At 50.9% G+C, this 17,364-nt stretch carries 16 protein-coding genes; 2 read left to right on the top strand and 14 right to left on the bottom strand.

The genetic code is table 11. The features are described from left to right. Nucleotides 1–52: 52 nt before the first annotated feature. On the top strand, nt 53–523 hold the full coding sequence (locus JNC80_RS16615) for a GTP pyrophosphokinase (protein ID WP_376710945.1): 471 nt from the start codon (nt 53–55) through the stop codon (nt 521–523). Between the two features lie 414 nt (nt 524–937). Here JNC80_RS16615 and JNC80_RS16610 read toward each other — a convergent pair whose 3' ends face one another. After that, nucleotides 938–1,198 carry a DUF7683 domain-containing protein gene (locus JNC80_RS16610; RefSeq protein ID WP_376710944.1) on the bottom strand — a complete coding sequence of 87 codons (261 nt, stop codon included), beginning with the start codon at nt 1,196–1,198 and terminating at the stop codon, nt 938–940. A gap of 222 nt (nt 1,199–1,420) precedes the next feature. On the opposite strand from JNC80_RS16610, the gene arsC reads away from it, so the two are divergent. Next, nucleotides 1,421–1,834, top strand: coding sequence for an arsenate reductase (glutaredoxin) (gene arsC, locus JNC80_RS16605; protein ID WP_376710943.1), 414 nt, complete (start codon nt 1,421–1,423; stop codon nt 1,832–1,834). A 62-nt stretch (nt 1,835–1,896) separates the two neighbouring features. Here the strand turns inward: arsC and JNC80_RS16600 are convergent, their stop codons facing one another. The 13 genes from JNC80_RS16600 to JNC80_RS16540 form a co-directional block, all read right to left on the bottom strand. Continuing rightward, complete coding sequence (locus tag JNC80_RS16600; RefSeq protein WP_022710569.1) at nt 1,897–3,108, bottom strand: lactate oxidase; 1,212 nt, start codon at nt 3,106–3,108, stop codon at nt 1,897–1,899. 31 nt (nt 3,109–3,139) lie between these two features. Next, complete coding sequence (locus tag JNC80_RS16595; RefSeq protein WP_022710570.1) at nt 3,140–3,706, bottom strand: YceI family protein; 567 nt, start codon at nt 3,704–3,706, stop codon at nt 3,140–3,142. A 352-nt stretch (nt 3,707–4,058) separates the two neighbouring features. After that, the gene (locus tag JNC80_RS16590) at nt 4,059–4,649 is read right to left on the bottom strand and encodes a nucleotidyltransferase family protein (RefSeq protein ID WP_376710942.1); all 591 of its coding nucleotides are present in this window, start codon (nt 4,647–4,649) and stop codon (nt 4,059–4,061) included. After that, nucleotides 4,642–5,565: an XdhC family protein gene (locus JNC80_RS16585; RefSeq protein WP_376710941.1), complete on the bottom strand. Its 924-nt coding sequence runs from the start codon at nt 5,563–5,565 to the stop codon at nt 4,642–4,644. The genes JNC80_RS16590 and JNC80_RS16585 overlap by 8 nt, the downstream gene beginning before the upstream one ends. A 76-nt stretch (nt 5,566–5,641) precedes the next feature. Beyond that, nucleotides 5,642–6,904 (bottom strand): c-type cytochrome, encoded by a 1,263-nt coding sequence (locus JNC80_RS16580; protein WP_376710940.1) that lies wholly within the window; start codon nt 6,902–6,904, stop codon nt 5,642–5,644. Beyond that, nucleotides 6,901–7,440 (bottom strand): (2Fe-2S)-binding protein, encoded by a 540-nt coding sequence (locus JNC80_RS16575; protein ID WP_022710574.1) that lies wholly within the window; start codon nt 7,438–7,440, stop codon nt 6,901–6,903. The genes JNC80_RS16580 and JNC80_RS16575 overlap by 4 nt, the downstream gene beginning before the upstream one ends. Continuing rightward, entirely contained in the window at nt 7,437–10,193 is a 2,757-nt protein-coding gene (locus tag JNC80_RS16570; protein WP_376710939.1) for a xanthine dehydrogenase family protein molybdopterin-binding subunit, read from the bottom strand. The genes JNC80_RS16575 and JNC80_RS16570 overlap by 4 nt, the downstream gene beginning before the upstream one ends. 503 nt (nt 10,194–10,696) lie before the next feature. Then, nucleotides 10,697–11,020, bottom strand: coding sequence for a GNAT family N-acetyltransferase (locus JNC80_RS16565; protein ID WP_022710576.1), 324 nt, complete (start codon nt 11,018–11,020; stop codon nt 10,697–10,699). 30 nt (nt 11,021–11,050) lie between these two features. Beyond that, nucleotides 11,051–11,701 carry an NADPH-dependent F420 reductase gene (locus tag JNC80_RS16560; protein WP_376710938.1) on the bottom strand — a complete coding sequence of 217 codons (651 nt, stop codon included), beginning with the start codon at nt 11,699–11,701 and terminating at the stop codon, nt 11,051–11,053. A gap of 121 nt (nt 11,702–11,822) precedes the next feature. Continuing rightward, nucleotides 11,823–12,860 (bottom strand): LLM class flavin-dependent oxidoreductase, encoded by a 1,038-nt coding sequence (locus tag JNC80_RS16555; RefSeq protein ID WP_376710937.1) that lies wholly within the window; start codon nt 12,858–12,860, stop codon nt 11,823–11,825. 75 nt (nt 12,861–12,935) lie between these two features. After that, nucleotides 12,936–13,610 carry an FMN reductase gene (locus tag JNC80_RS16550; protein WP_376710936.1) on the bottom strand — a complete coding sequence of 225 codons (675 nt, stop codon included), beginning with the start codon at nt 13,608–13,610 and terminating at the stop codon, nt 12,936–12,938. A 63-nt stretch (nt 13,611–13,673) separates the two neighbouring features. Further along, nucleotides 13,674–14,801 (bottom strand): LLM class flavin-dependent oxidoreductase, encoded by a 1,128-nt coding sequence (locus tag JNC80_RS16545; protein WP_376710935.1) that lies wholly within the window; start codon nt 14,799–14,801, stop codon nt 13,674–13,676. A 114-nt stretch (nt 14,802–14,915) separates the two neighbouring features. Continuing rightward, nucleotides 14,916–17,345, bottom strand: coding sequence for a PIG-L family deacetylase (locus JNC80_RS16540; protein WP_376710934.1), 2,430 nt, complete (start codon nt 17,343–17,345; stop codon nt 14,916–14,918). Between the last annotated feature and the right edge of the window lie 19 nt (nt 17,346–17,364).

The following is a 17,364-nucleotide window of genomic DNA, read 5'->3' as shown; positions in this document are numbered from 1 at the left end:
CGTGTCGGGGCTTGGCTTCACTTTTACAGACAGATCAGCAAGGAGAACAAAAATGATAACTGAAACAGCGATAGCGATTGCGCGAAAGTACCATCAAGGGCAGGTTGATAAAGCAGGCGTTGATTACTTTTCAGGACACTTAACCGCTGTCGCATCTCAGATTCACGACAACGAACTAGCGAAAGCAATCGCTTATCTCCACGACATCATAGAAGACTGTGATATCGCACCAAAGCAACTTGAATTCGAATTAATGGAAGGTGGAATTACTGAACAGCAAGCTTTGACTATTTCGCGCGTAGTGCAGCTCTTAACGAAGCTAGATGTCGACTACTTTGCTTACCTTGAAACGGTCAAAGCTGACTCATTAGCGAAAATCGTTAAACTTGCAGACCTGACCCACAACATGGATCGATCCCGTCTGAATTCAGTATCTGAAAAAGATGAAATGCGCCTTGCGAAATATGCAAAGGCTTATGCTTTTTTGACTGACAGACATAACAATCCACAGCCAACACCGTAAGACAAACCTTCTACTTCAAAAAAAACCCATCACAATTATGGTACAAAAATTGGTACAAAATTCTTTTTTGAATTTTTAATATACCTATAAAAATCAACATGTTAATAGATTAAAAGACGAAAACAGAATCCCGCTCTCTCCGCCAGTTATCAAGTTTAAACATTTAATGCATCTGAATAGTTCACAAGTATAGGTTAGATACTCACCAACTCCCTTTGAAAACCAATAAATCTCTGAAATATAGCCGACGATACTTATTGAGTATCAATTAACATACATAACGTTGATTCAAACAATCAGCTCGCCTTAACTTCTTCCCTAAAAAACAAGGTTAAATTATTCTTAGGCCTCATTTTTACAATCCATTCAACTTAGACATATTTTATTTCAATTTTGACGACGCAGCTACACCTACTACTTTCTATACCCGCCAAAAAAGTAATCATACTTAGAAAGATCTATTTTTTCATCAATATAGTTTTGAAAAAAATTCGCCATTTCTTCGTCAAAAAAATATGTATCAAATATTGAATCATATGTATTTTTATTTAAAATCCTACGGATATCGCTTACAGAAACTTTATCAATCACATACTCTTTTATAAACTTATCACCGTCTTTCTCATAAATCTCGACAGACCAAGTTATGGCACTATAGTCTACATTTCCGCTCATAATCTTGTCCCCATACCTAAGGTTTAACCATCTAAGGCAATCAACGAAATTACCACTCTTTCATGGATAGAGCTAATCAAAGATCGATTCTAAAACACATCAATCATCTAGTGCGTTGATCCCGATATTTAGGCACCTTATGCTTTCATCATCAAGATGATGAACCCGCCAAAAAACTGGTATATGTAAGGCAATGATCGAACCAAGGCAGGTCAATCTCTGATGTCCGTTACAATTTATCATAACCCTGCATGCGGTACTTCGCGCAATACACTCGCCATGATCCGCGCCAGCGGTGAAGAACCTGTCATCATTGAATATTTGCAAACACCGCCTTCCAAAGAACAACTGTCAGAGCTTCTTGCAACCATGAAAATCCCGGTGCGTGATTTATTGCGGGAAAAAGGAACACCTTTTGCGGAACTGGATCTGGCAAATCCCAAATGGTCTGACGACCAATTGCTCGGTTTCATTGTGCAGCATCCCATCCTGATGAACAGACCGATTGTCGCGTCACCACGTGGCGCTGCGCTTTGTCGTCCGTCAGAGCTTGTTCTCGATCTTCTGGAAAATCCGGTTGCCAGTTTCACCAAAGAAGACGGCGAACAAATTACTCATGTCATTTCTCAATTGTGACCTGCAGACATAAAAAGGCGGCCGGAAAACCGGCCGCCTCATGCACTGCATATCGATAATAATTATTCGAAGTCTTTATCGCTATAGAGCTTTGTTTTCTTCACTTCTTCAATGTTTTTCACACCACCCAGCATCATATTGATGGTCAGTTCTTTATTCAGCTGCTGGATAACAGAGTTGACACCTTCCGAGCCGCCGAGATTAAGACCATAGAGGATCGGACGGCCAACAGCGACTACATCCGCACCGCTTGCCAGCGCCTTAAACACATGTGAACCGCGACGCACACCACTGTCGAAAACAATCGGAACGCGTTTATTCACGACTTTGGCAATCGAAGGCAGAACATCAAAAGAAGCAGGACCACTGTCGAGCTGACGGCCACCGTGGTTGGAAACCCAGATACTGTCTGCACCGGCTTTAATCACCACATCAGCATCTTCCGGCGACTGAATACCTTTCACAATCACCGGCAGACCAGTCATGTCTTTTACATATTTAATATCGGCTGGTGTGAATGCCTGTTTGGCCTGTGCATAGATTTCACTGATGCCTGCACCTTTACCGGTTTTGGAACCATCATCATTCTGCTTGGCAAACAGTTCCAGATTGGCAAAGCCCAGCGGGAACTGGAAGTTATTCTTGATATCGTCTTCACGATAACCGCCGACCGGTGAGTCAACAGTCAGAATAATCGCCTTGGCTCCGCTATCCTTGGCACGTTTCAGAGTAAACTCATTAAACGCTTCATTCTTGCTCATATAGAGCTGGAAGAAGAACGGATTACCGTCGGATACCGCAGCCACTTCTTCAATGGTTTTATTGCCATAGGTACTCAGAGAGAAGATCGAACCCGCTTTTGCCATGCCTTTTGCCGTAGCGATTTCACCATCCTGATGTGCCAGCCCCTGTGCCGCCATCGGTGCCTGAATAACAGGGGTTTTCAGATCAATACCAAGATAATTAGTCTTGAGATCAATATCTGACAATTCAATGCCCTGCATGACGCGCGGCATGATATATTTCTTGTCAAACACCGATGTGTTGGAGCGCAGATTCTGCTCATTTTCTGCACCGCCACGGATATAACCGAAGGCGCCTTTATCCATATTGGCCTTAACCTGAGCTTCAAGTTCACCCAGATTGGTGATCTTGACAGGGCCTTCCGCGGTGCTGGCTTTATAGTCAGCGGCATGAGCAACGCCGAGGGAAAGAGCAAGCGCAATTGCGCTCAGCGAGACTGCATATTTTTTGCTAAGAAATGTTTTCATCATACAAACTCCCGGCTTCGCGCCGATTGACTGTTTACTGTTTGACAGCTTCTGCCTGAATTTTCAGAGTGACCATTTTCTCCATGCCTTCTTTGACAAGGAAATCCACGCCCCATTTGGTGCGGTCGATTGTGACTTCGAAGTCACCGCCACAAACTTCAGCATTCAACATCGGGTTCTGATAGCAGTTGAACTTGGTCGCTTTGAGCTGCACAGGATGTGTCTGGCCTTTGATGGTCAGATTACCGTCAACCGAAACCAGTTTGTTATCAGCGACATTCCATTTGGTAGATGTAAAGTCGATTGTCGGATACTTCGCTGCATCAAGAAGATCAGCGCTTTTCATATGCGCATCGAAACCCTTGATGCCTGTATTCAAAGTATCGACAGGAATAGACACTTTCACAGAACCGGTCTGCGTTTCCGGTGAATAGCTGATGTCTCCTTTAATACCGTAGAAGCCACCGGTATTGGTGGAGGTATTAAAGTGATCGATATAAAATACTGCCTTTGTATGATCGGGATCCAGCTTATAGTCAGCCGCCTGCGCAGCAGAAACGGTCAGCAAAGAAGCAAGAAGCGGCAATATAATTTTCTTCATTTTTGTTATTCCTGTTTTAGGTATTCGAAAATTAGTACAGCAAATGCGATCTTCAACCGGCGTGTGGCACAAAACAGAATGAGTCACTCTGCTTTGTTATCATCCGGTTCAAACCTGTATTTCGACATGCACTGTTTTCTGTGGTGGAGAGCTAGGGAATGAACTGAAAACCAGTTCCGCTCGTATGGCTAAACAATAAGCCTCTGGCGCGCTGCTGAGTAGAGCGGATTTTAATAAGCACTGTTCTAAAAACAGGACAATTATTCAGTATGGACTAATAAGGACAGGGATTCGACCTGTACGAATGATAAAAAAGCGCCAAAATGCGCTTTCTATAGGGGTAAAAGAGCTGTCAGAGCGATGCCTGTAAAATCTGCCGGATCTGCTCGAAATCCGTCATCGTATCAATATCGGCAAAGGCCGGTGCAGCCATTTCTGCAAATTCTGCCTGAGGCAAAAGACTGCGGGCTCCACCCTCACCTGCAAGCGGTAAATTTCTCAAATGCTCTGTCATGCACAAGGCCGGAGGGCCGCTATAATCACCGGATGAAGATGCAATCACCGGCGCTGTGCTGTGCACAGCTAAGTGCAATAAACGCTCAATATGGGAGTGCGGCACCAGCGGCATATCCGCAAGACAAATCAGCACCCGTGACTGCGCCTGAATTTCCGCCAGACCGCGATGCAGGGAGCCAAGCATGCCTGCCTCAACATCTTCTGTCAGCGCCAGCGTAAAGCCTGCATCCGCATAGGCATTCGTCCACGGCGCAAAGCTACGGCAGGTTACAATCCGTTTACCCCATGAAAACCCGTCAAGCACCTGCAATATGTGATGCGCCACAGGCTTGCTGCCGAGCATGGCATTCAGCTTATCGCCATCTGTATAGCGCGAACCTGCCCCTGCCCCCAGCACCAGAACAGCAATCGAAGACGCATCAACCATGACGCACATCCTTGGCTTGTTCTGTCTTACGCGCCATAATCTCAGCCAAAACCGATACAGCTAATGAGCGTGCATCACGCACGGGTCCAAACAGGCCTATTGGCGCGGACAACCGCGCAATCTGCTCTTGTGAAAAACCGTCTTTCAGCAATTGCTCAAGCCGAACCGCATGGGTGCGCCTGCTGCCGAGACAGCCTATATAAAAAGCACGGCTGTTCAGCGCTTGTTTCAGCAGCGGCAGCTCTTTATCAAGATCATGCTGGAGAAACACCACGGCCGTCGCATCATCTGGATCCGCAGGCAGTGTATCGCGCATGGCTTCAATATTCAGTGCTGTCGCAGCCTGGTAAAGCACTTCACTTTCCAGCCCCTGCCCCAGCAGCACAAGGCGCAATGCAGGCGGCAGAGCAACAGCGAACTGGCCTTCATGCCAGCCGGTATTGCGCGATATTTCCGAACAGGTCAAAGTCTGGTGCTGAGGGTGATAGAGCAATGCTGCGCTCTGTCGGCGCGCATGATAGCCCAGCACCGCATCCAGTGCCTGCGCATCCCGCAGCACATGGATAGCCAGCACAATCCCGCCGCCGCAGGGCAGTACCACATCAAAATAGGAAGACCCTTTGCCGAGCCGCAATATTCTGTCCTGCTGCTCTGCCAACGCCTGCACAGCCTCGCGTGCAACGACACCTTCAACACAGCCACCGGAGACCATACCGCAATAACCGCCAGTCGCAGTAACCGCCATCATCGCACCGGCAGCACGGGAAGACCCGCCGATAATTTCAGTCAGCATAACCAGCGCGCAAGGCTGCCCCTGCTGCACAGTTTCATGCGCAAAACGCAGCACATCAATCGTCTGATCTGTATGAAATAAGCGATGCACATCGACTTTATCGGGTACGATACCATCGTCCATAGCAATGATGCCCTATAAAAATTATGTCTCAAAAACAGACCGGCGGATTTGCACCCGCCGGTTTAAACAAGCTGATTTAGTGGCTTGCTTTTTCTATGTCCTGCACGGTGATATTGGCAGGTTGGCCGCCCCATTCAGCGCGCATATAATTGACGAGATCAGCAATTTGCTGCTTTGTCAGCGCATCTTTGAAGCCCGGCATCGCCTGCATCACTTCACCATTGCCAAGGCGCTGCTCGGCAATACCATCCACAATCACATGGATCAGATTGCTCGGATCAGCCAGCATCGCACTGGTATTGGTGGTCATCGCGGGCGCAATATGCGGCTTGCCTTCACCATCCACACCATGGCAACCGGCGCAGACAGCCATATAGGCATCACGACCGCTCTGACGCAGTGCAGCATCAATCGCAACCGGTGTCTGTTCAGGTGCTGCCGGAAGCTTGTCGCCGGTCAGATAGGTCTGAATAGCAGCAATATCTTCATCCGTCATATATTGGGATGAGTGCAGCAATACCGGATACATTTCCAGTGTCATCGTGCCCTGTGGCGACATACCGGTCTTGAGGAATTTACGCAGATCCTCAGTCGTCCAGCCACGGGCAGCAAGCGCTTCAGGCTTCAGGCTCGGACCTGTAATTTTGCCCAGCACACTGCCTTCATAGGCTGACGCCAGTTTCAGACCGCCGATCGCATTACGCGGCGTATGACATTCCTGACAATGGCCGAGAACATCGGTCAGATAAGCTCCATTGGCCTGCTCCGGTGTGGCATTGGCAGGCATTTGCAGCTTCGGATTGACCAGATTCCAGTAAGACAGTGCCCAGCGCTGATTAAACGGGAAAGACAGGCCCAGTTCCGGATTGGCGCGTTTTACCGGCTGCTGATCCATCAGATAGGCATAGATCGCATCGGAATCTTCCGGACGGATTGTGTGATAGGACACATAAGGCATCGCCGGATAAACCCGTTTGCCGTCTGCCCGTACACCATCCACCACCGCATGATAGAAATCAGCCGATGTATAATTGCCGATACCGGTTTCTTTATCCGGCGTAATATTGGTGCCGTAAATCACGCCGAAAGGCGTTTCAATCGGATGACCGCCGGCATAAGGCGCACCATCCGGCGACTGGTGACAGGCCGCGCAGTCTGCTACAGCGGCAAGATATTTACCGCGCTTGATAAGCTTGGCTTTATCTTCACCACTTACAGCCAGACGCTGTTCGGCCGCCTTATCATCATAGGCAGATTTTGCCGGCCAGAACGGTACGGAGGCCGCAACCACACCGCCGATAACACCAAGCCCGAGAATCCATTTGATTACTGGTTTCATTTAACAAGCCCCGGCGTGTTCATGACAACATCATGCACCGCACTGTAATAACGGACATAGCCGGTGCAGCGGCAGATATGATCATTGAGGGAATCTTCGATGACCTGCTTCACGTCTTCTTTTGCCACAGGCTCTTTCTGCAAACGCTCCACCAGAACGGTAGCAGCATTCACAAAGCCCGGTGCGCAATAGGAGCACTGGAAGGAGAAATGATCGAGGAAAGCTTCCTGAATGGCAGAAAGCTTCAGCTGACCGTCTTCGCCCTTGGTCGCGTGACCTTCAACTGTGCGGATAGAACGGCCGTTGAAATAATGGGCACCGGTAATGCATGTGCGCATTTCACGGCTGGTACCATCCGGCTCATCCACAATCACGGTACAGGCGCGGCAAAGTCCCTGTCCGCAGCCAAAACGGCTGCCGGTCAGGTCTGCATATTCATGCAGGAAATCCACCATCGACAATTCTTCAGGAACCGTCATCGGCCCTACCTGCTGGCCGTTGATGTTCAGCTTAATTTCGCGTGTCGGGATACTCATGACAATGCCTCTTTAATCTTTTCTTCCGTCAGCGGGAGTTCGCGCAGATATTTGCCAACGGCATGCGCAACCGCATTGGCGACCGCAGGAATGGTTGGAATCTGTACCACTTCTGCAATGCCTTTCGGATGATCTTCCTGTTCTGTAACCGGCAGAATATTTGCCGTCTGGTTCCAGACAGCTACATCTTTACCGCGTGGCAGACGATAGCGGTTGAAGTTCCAGTCGCCGCTGCCGGGACCCTCTTCATAGAGCGGCATGCCTTCATAAAGCGCATGACCGACCGACATGCCGATACCACCCTGTAACTGACCGGATACAAATTCCGGAACCAGCACACGACCGCAATCCATGGAGGAATGATGCGACAGGATTTTCACTTCGCCGGTACCGCGGTTGACACTGACTTCAATCAGTGCCGATGCCGGTGCAAAACGTGACCAGCTGGCATTATCCACCTGAGGATCCATATAATGCACATTGCGGCGCTCAATACGCTGCCACTGATCGGAACCGGTCTGAATTGCCAGACCGTCAATCGGACGGCGGCTGGTTTCACCAAGAATATCATAGTCGGCTTCACCCCAGCCCCAGCGGTCAAAGGCGTGAACCATCGCGCCGGTAATGCCTTTCAGCTCATAGGCTTTGGCGGCAAGTTCTGCCAGCGTCAGCGCACGGCCATCGGCAAGCGTGAATTTCTCATCTTTCCACGAGGCAGCAGCTGCCTCTTCCAGTGAGACATTCCACAATGCCGCTGCCGCAGGCAGAATACCGCGCTCATAAATGAGACGGCCAGCTTCATGGGTACCATGAGTAAAGTAGAACGCGCTATTGGTGGCACTCGATGCCGAAGCCATTGCCGGTGTCCAGCGCGGATCCGGCGACATCTCATCCTGATGGGCTTTGTCCATCACAAACGGATTGAGCGTGGCAAACATTTCCAGCGGTGCCCAGTCAAGAGCAGCGCTTTCAATCTCATCGGCAGGTTTACCCAACCAGCGCGAGCACATCAGTGCCTGCGTGCTGACCGCACCGGTGCCGATTTCCACGGCAATATGATGCAGACGGATTTTACCTTCCGGTGTCAGAACAATCGAGGCTGCCACAGCTTCGTTCGAGTTACCGAAGCCCTTTTTGGCAATCGCATAGCCAACACCATATTTCAGCGCAGGGTTTTCTGCTTCGAACTCTGCTTTGCGCTTGGCGCGGTTTGCCCAGACCGGATGCGCACGATCAGCTTCGATCATTTCGCGCATACGGCACAGGCTCAGTGGGAATGCACCGGCAGAGCTGCGTTCGCCGTCCTGCAACGCATTGATCAGACGCAATTCCATCACGTCCACGCCCAGCTCTTCAGCCAGTTCTTCGACCAGCATTTCTGTACCGAACTGTGCTTCCAGCGAGCCGAAACCACGCACAGAACCGGACATCGGCGCACGGGATGAATGGGCAATGGCGGCAATATCGTTTTTAGGGAAATAATAAATTCCCTGCGCCGCACCGGCAGCAACCTGCGTGACCGGTGTGGTATAGTTCTGGCGGCCACCGCCATCCAGTTCCAGATCAGCTGCAAGAGCCTGCATTTTCAGTGTCTTGCGGTTGATACCCAGACGATATTTCATGCGCAGCGGGTGACGCTTGATTGCTGTCTGGAAATGTTCTTCACGATCCAGTGCCAAACGTACCGGACGGCCTTCAGCAAAGAGCGCAGCAACAATACCGTAATAAGGGAACGGGCTGTGTTCCTTGGTACCGTAACCAACCGTATAGGCCGGATGGCCTTTCAGTTCGCGCACATCAAAGGTGCTTTTCTTGAGCATGGCAGCGGTGCCGGTCATCACCTCATGCGGGCTCTGGCTCGCCATAACAATTTCAAGTTTGCCGGATTTTGCATCATACCAGCAATTGCAATTGTCCGGCTCAAGCGCTGCCGCATCAATGAACGGCGAATAATATTCGCGCTCGATCACATGCCAGTCTTCAGGCGGCGTGTTCAGCTCTGCGCGAATACCTTCGGCATAGGCCATGCCGCGTCCCATTGCATCGCCGGATGCATCAGCTTTCGGCCAGTTGACATCATTCTTGTCATAAGTGGCAAAAACATAACCGTCATCGACCGGATTAAACAGGTCTTTCTCGGCTTTCGCACCACCTTCGCCCTCAACACGGACAAAGCGGAAATTGGCCAGCGGTCCCTGCTCAACAGGCGCGGTTGTTTCACCATAGCGGATGATCTCATCACGCTTGGTTTTATAAATGCGCTTGGCAACAGAGAAACGGGCAAAATCACGATAAATCAGGATTGCCAGCGGGTGACCGAGAAACAGCGGTACTTCGCCTTTCGGCGACAGCATTTTCTGGCCGTAAGTATAAGGATCGTAGAAATCCAGACCGGCTTTAACTGTATCCTCTGCGGTTACCAGATAATCCGGCTGCAGATCTTCACCCAGCAAAGACAGATCAAGATCAAGGAACGGTGCATCGGCTCGGGTCGACCAGACCACGAAAGCATGCGCCTGTTCTTTCGGCCAGCCTGTCATATCCTTGGCGCGGATATCACGGGCAAAAACCTTGGAACCTGTCACCTTTGCCACGCCGTCAACACGACGCTTGAGCTGGGTTGTACCTTGCGGGAGTGGTAAGTCCAGAATCTGCTTTTCAAACAATGCAGCACGGGCTGCACGGATCGGAAGAATAGTGACCGCAATTCCGGACGCTGTAAACTTGAGAAAGTCCCTGCGTGTCGGTGTCATATGAATTACTCCCAGCGTTACTTACAATATTACAAAACAATCTTTGTCCGAACCGGCTCCTCCGACGAAGAAACGGTGAATTCAGATCTGAATTTTACTGAAACTACTCAACATTACGTAGTATTAAATATCCGGAATTAGAGCACAGACAGATTAAATCAATGCCTGCATATTTATCCGTCCGGATATAGATTTGGTGTATTTATGCCTTACTCAATCATCATTCTTCAAACGAAATTACCATCGACGAGAATGAGTGAAATCTGCGCAAACCCGACCAATATTCAGCTAATATAATAGGGCTAACACATTTTAGAACAGTTTCAAGATCACGAAAACGAGAACATTTAACACGTTGATTTTAAATCATTTTTCCATAAAAAATAGCCTTATATTCCTACGAATATAAAGCTATTTTTGACAATCGAATCTAAAAATCACGAACAATCAGGTATTCTGGACGTCAAAACAATTATACTTGAGTAAAACTATCCAGTATTATTTTAAAGCGACGGCTCTTCACCCGGTGCCAGCGTCATAACATCCGCCCAGTCGGGATGGCGGCGATATTGCGCCCGCACATAAGGGCAAAGCGGCAGAATGCGAAAACCATTTTTACGTGCATCCTCAACCATATAGGTTACGAGTGCAGCAGCCGCACCGGTACCGCGCATGGAATCCGGCCCGCCGGTATGATCCGCACTGATAACGCCGTTCGCACGGCGGGTAAATGTAATCTCGGTTTCGCCTTCAACACCGTCAACACGCGCCACATAGCGCCCGTGGCGTGTGTCTGTGTCTTCCTTGCTCATTCGAATATCAGTCATTCAACCCTCTCCTTTTGAACTTGTAGCCTGTCAGCTTGCCTGTTTCAGAGTAAGTGCTTCCAGCATATCCGCACGGGTAAACGGCGCACCGAAAACCGGCGTACCGGTATCAAACATCCGGCTTTCAATCAGAAGCCCCGCATCTACCGGATCAAAACCAATCCGGTCGATAAATCCGGCAACCTGCCTGCGGGCCTCCGCATCATTACCGGCAATGGCCAGCGCACGGCGTTGTGGGTCACCGCTTGGTCGGGCTTCCTCATCAATCTCATGATAGCCCATATGGTTGAAACTGCGTACCAACCGCGACTGCGACAGGAATTTCTGGATCACTTCGCTACTGGAAGTTCCTGTTTCAAACTCAGCAAGAGTTCCGTCTGTCGGTGCCCAGTAATTCATTGCATCAATAACGATTTTGCCCGCCAGCAGTTCCGGCTGCAGTTGACGATATTTGGACAAAGGCAGCGCAAGGATGACGATATCGCTTTCTGCAATCACGTCCTGCGCGGTTGCAGCAACGGCACCCGGCACCATGATTTCGAGCAACAGCGCAATCTCTGCCGGTGATTTGGATGTCGCAATCTTCACCGCATAACCCGCCGCAATCGCGCGACGGGCTATAGCTGTGCCGACACGGCCGGCACCCAGAATACCAATTGTTTTCACTTCGGTGATTTGCATATCAGCAATCTCCTGTTACTTGAAAGCGTATCCCGAAAAGTGGGAACCGGTTTTCGGATAAGATACGCGCAGAAACAAATGGATGGAGTATTTTCAACAATTCGGTTTAAACCGAAAATACTCAATCCACGCCAAGCTCCGCATCAACCAGAGGCTTCACTTTGGTTCCCAGCAATTCAATCGAACGCAGAAAGTCTTTATGCGGCATCTGCCCCACATCCATCTGGAGAAACTGGCGCATATGCCCGAGCTGTTTCTGCAAGGTGATAATACGTTCTGCAATTTCTTCCGGCTCACCGGCAAAAATCGCGCCACCACCGCTGGCTTCACTGTCATAATGCGAGCGTGGCGGTGGTGCGAAACCACGAATTTTGCCCAGCTGTTCCATCACCGCATGCCAGTGCGTCCAGAAAAAATCCTTGGCTTGTTTGGCATTCTCGCCAACAAAACCCGGTACTGCGACCGAGACTTTCAGCTGCTCCGGAGCAATCTCAGCCTGAGCGCCCGCACGGCGGTACAACTCGGCCAAAGGTGCAAAACGCGCAGCCTGCCCGCCGATAATCGCATAGGAAATCGGCAGTCCGAGAATACCTGCGCGTACCGATGAATGCGGATTACCGCCGGTTGCCAGCCAGATCGGCAGCGAGCCGCTTTCAGGACGCGGCACAACCAGCGCCTCATTCAAAGCCGGACGGAATTTACCCTGCCATGTCACACTTTCGCTCTCATTGATCTTCAACAGCAGATCAAGTTTTTCCGCATAAAGCTCGTCATAATCATTCAGACTATGACCGAAAAGCGGGAAAGACTCCGTCGAAGAACCGCGACCGGCTGTGATTTCTGCACGTCCGTTCGATACCGCATCCAGCGTCGCAAATTGCTGATAAACGCGTACCGGATCATCGGTGCTCAGCACGGTTACCGCGCTGCCCAGCTTAATGTTTTTGGTTGTGGCTGCCGCAGCACCAAGAATAACCGTTGCCGCAGAAGCAGGCATTTCCCGTGTATGGTGTTCACCAATACCGAAATAATCCAGCCCCACTTCATCGGCCAGCTGAATGGCTTCCAGAAGGTTGCGTGTTGCATCTGCCGTTGAGCCCAGCTCACCGGTCTGTGCATTTTTCTGTACGTCGCCGAAACTATAAACGCCAAGTTCCATAATACTGGCTCCTTTCAGTGCGGCATCTCAATGCCCGCACTTTGAATTTTCTAAATATGTGTCGCTGTCTGTTTATCAACCGGTTGTGCCGGTGCGCCCTTTGAGCAATTGTGCAAATGGCGTGACCGTCTGGCTGAGCTGCACACCGGAATCCCGTTTGCGCTGATCGCCGATATTCGGGACAAAACCACCGACACCGTTCTTTTCCGCTACAACCAGCGCTGCAAATTCACTGGCCGCACGTTGCACGCGCGAAGACAGATCATGTCCGGCTTCACCGCTGCCAAAATCTTCTGTCGCAGCGAATACACCGGTCGGCACAACTGTCGCCCGCAGGTAAGAAAATAACGGCCGCAAAGCATGATCCAGCGCCAATGAATGGCGTGCTGTTCCCGCTGTTGCCGCAATAATCACCGGCATATTGTTCAATGCATTGGTATCCAGACTGTCAAACAGCATTTTGAACAATCCGCTATAACTGGCGGTGAAAACCGGCGTGACTGCAATCAGCCCGTCAGCCGCAGAGATTTTCTCTTTAACCTCAGAGAGATGCGGTGTCGGTATGCCACCGGTTGCCATAGTCGTGGCCAAATCCATAGCCAGCTCACGCAGCTCGATGACCTCGATCTGCGCCTCTTCACCCCGCGCACCGATTTGCGCGGCTGTTGCCTGTGCAATCTGATCTGCCAGCATACGGGTTGATGATGGCTGTGACAGACCTGCACTCAATACAAGAATACGACGTGTCATAATTATCTCCGTTCATTGGCAGGGAAGGAGCAGAGATATCCCTGCCCCTTAATCAAACCTGCCTCAGGCTGGCTGTTCTGCGCTTTCAACCGGAATGACCTTACGGTGTTTACCATCCGGCCCTTGTGCACGCAGGCTTGCATGACTTGGCGGATCGCTCGGAATATGCGCCGGACGCCGTGCTTCAAACTCTTTGCGCAATACCGGCACCACTTCCGTGCCGAGAAGCTCAATCTGTTCAAGCACCATCTCTTCCGGCAGACCGGCATGATCGACAAGGAACAACTGACGCTGATAATGACCGGCATAATCAGCAAAACTCAGTGTTTTCTCGATCACCTGCTCCGGCGAGCCGACAGTCAGCGGGGTCATTTCCATAAAATCTTCCATGGATGGTCCGTGACCATAGACCGGCGCATTATTGAAATAAGGCCGGAAATCACGAATGGCATCCTGACTGTTTTTCCGCATGAAAATATGCCCGCCAAGACCGACAATCGCCTGATCCCCACTGCCATGACCGTAATGTTCAAAGCGTGAGCGATACAGATCAATCATCTGCTGGGTATGTTCCTTGTTCCAGAAGATGTGGTTTGCAAAGAAACCATCCCCGTAGAACGCAGCCTGTTCAGCGATTTCCGTACTGCGGATTGAGCCGTGCCAGACAAATGGCGGCGTATCATCCAGCGGTGCCGGAGCCAGCGTAAAGCCGCGCAAAGGCGTGCGGAACTGACCCTGCCAATCCACTGTTTTCTCACGCCACAAACGGCGCAGCAGATGATAATTCTCAATCGCCAGCGGAATACCCTCACGGATATCCTTACCGAACCACGGATAAACCGGCCCTGTATTGCCGCGCCCCATCATCAGATCAACACGACCATCGGCCAGATGCTGCAGGATCGAAAAATCCTCGGCAATCTTCACCGGATCATTGGTAGTGATCAGCGTTGTCGAGGTCGTCAGCTGAATCTTGCTGGTTTTAGCCGCAATCCAGCCGAGCATGGTCGTCTGTGAAGACGGCACAAATGGCGGATTATGATGTTCGCCGGTAGCAAAAACGTCGAGACCGACTTCTTCCGCCTTCAGCGCATATTTCATCATCGACTTCAGCCGCTGATGTTCGCTCGGGGTTTTGCCGGTTGTCGGATCAGTTGTTACGTCACCGACGGTAAAAATTCCAAACTGCATGAGTACACCTGTCCGTTTGTTCCTGTGTCAGGAATAAGCACCAAAGTGCGTTGTTGACAGAAACATAATCAGTTCAGATTTTTGCAGTAGTCAGTAGAATTGCACTAGACTGTCCTAAATATCAGACAAACTCTCATCATCCGCACCACTCACCAGATTGGCCATCAGACGAAATGCCCCCGCAACCAGCCTGTCCATCTGGTGATGCAACACAAGACTGGTATGCGTATGCCGCCCTTTGCCAATCCGTGCAGATAGAAGCGCACCGGTCAAAGGTTGCTCATTGGCATCATGCATCGACAATAACGGCTGATAGGCCTCATCCCAATGGGAGGCGAAATACAGCCCGCGCTCTTTATTCCAGCCCTGCCAGTCCTCATCTGTTATACAATTCGGCCAGTTGAGCAATCTGTGCTCCGGTTCCAGAACGGTGACAGTCGCTGCGGGATCGGTCACCCGCCAGCGCAAAGACGGCGAGCCAATCTTTATATGCCGCGGTGGAGTAACAGCAGGTTTCCAGCCATCGGTCGGGCGATGATAAAGCGTCAGCAAATGACCGCCATTTTCAACATAGGCATGTAAGTGTGCTGTTGCCTCCGCCAGATCGCTCCTTAGGCCAAAAGCAAAAATACCGACAACAATACTCGTGAATTGTTGCAAATCACCGGCCAGATGTTTCGGCTCCAGCTCTGTCACATCCAGCCCCATACGGCTCAGCCACAGACCAACACGATCAGCACCGCCGCCGATATAACCGATGCGCGCACCTTGCGGCAGTTTCAGATCCAGCACCAGCACATTCAATAATTCCGGCTCGCGATACATCACCCGCCCGATATGCGGATAGGCAATTGGCGTCTGCCGCACCGCATCACGACCGGCAATTTGTGCTTGTAAGCGGAACAGTCCGGCTTCCCGTTTTTCCGGCGCGTGAAGTATCGTGCTATCGGCACTCTGCACAACCGTCCAGCCACCATTGCTGATAAAACGCACAGGCTGCGGATCACCACTGACAGTTACACTCACCGGCCATTGTGTCTCGCCTGCCGGATCAAGCGGAACAATTACCGCTTCCGGCTCAATCCGCACTGATTGGGCAGGCACCAGCGCAAACTGTTCAGCAAGATCGAAACTCGCTTTGGCCTGATAGTCCGAGAATTGTGCCGTCACACACACATAGAATTCGCCATTGCCTCCAAGCGAAGACCAGACCGGCCGGTAAAGCGGACTGAAAGCCGCCTCTGCTCCGGCCTTTATATCAAAGGACTGAATGGTTGCGGTTGTCTCATGTGCATAAGCCGCACAATGTTCCGGCAAAACCGGTTCAACCTGCGCCTGAAACTGCGCATGGCCAGTACCAAGCCAGACTTGCAACAAAGCTTCACCGGCAGGTGACATCACCGGCGGGTTCAGCTCTGCACTATCAAAAATCGCTGCAGCTTCAATCAGCGCAGCATCAATCTCGGTCTTCTTGCGTAAAAGACGATGCTCATGCGCGAGCAGAAAATCTTCCGGTGCATTGGCGCGGATAGTATCAATATTGTGCGCAGCCGATACCAAAGAAGCGATGATTGCATCACGGTCAGGGAACGCGGCAATCGCAGTATCAATTGCTTTTTGCGCAGCTTGCAATGCTTGGGCGACAACTTCAGACATCTCCGCATGAGCCGCTAAGGCCGTCAGATCAGCTGGCAGATTATCCAGAACGGAAACCTCCGCACCGGTCTTCTCTGCCAGCAGCAGATGCAGTGGCCATTGCGTTTTTGGCTGTTCCGGCCAATGCCCCATGCCCTGCGAGGCATGATAATAACGCGACCATTCCCCGATGCGGTCATAATCCGCACCCGTTGCCGGTTCGCGCTTGTCAGCATGGACAATCACTGTAGCTTCAGGCGGCGGCACTTCATCATCATAGGTATCACCACCTCCCGACCATGCAGGAAGATAATATTTCGCAACCTGCCAAGGCTTAAGCCCTTGCGCAAAATGCTCAGGAAAAGCCTGATCGTCAGCAGCCAGCGCAATCGCTCGTTCCGCTGCGCGGGTCATCGCACGGTGATGACCATGCTGACCCGGCACATCAAGAAATGTCGGAATAACAATATCCGGCCGCTCACTGCGATAGGCACGCACAAGACGCTCGACAATACGCTCCTCGCCCCAGCGGTCAAATGTACGGTCACCATCTTTGGAAAAGCCAAAGTCATGCACTGCATCATCAGGCCCGTGACCAAGCCAGACAATATCGCAATCCAGTATCCGCGCAGCTTCTTCCATCTCACGGGAGCGCATCAGCCCCAATGCACCGCCGCGTTCTGGCCCCAGTGCATTCTGCCCGCCCTCACCCCTTGTGGAACAACCGACAATCACCCGCATACCCGCACCAAAGCGGAAATAAGCCAGTAAGCCGCTTTGCTCATCATCAGGGTGTGCGCCTGTATTCATCACTGTAACCACCGAGCGCAACCGGCTTAATGCATGATGCAGGCGCATAAGAGCCGGTGCCGATTTTTGTCGTTCTATACGTTGGCGGTCAGTCAGCACCGGATGCCTCCTCACAAAG

This window comes from Pseudochrobactrum lubricantis (assembly GCF_041929865.1).
Lineage (GTDB): Bacteria > Pseudomonadota > Alphaproteobacteria > Rhizobiales > Rhizobiaceae > Pseudochrobactrum > Pseudochrobactrum saccharolyticum.
The sequence above is the reverse complement of the archived record's forward strand: the minus strand, read 5'-3'. Positions and strand labels throughout refer to the sequence as shown.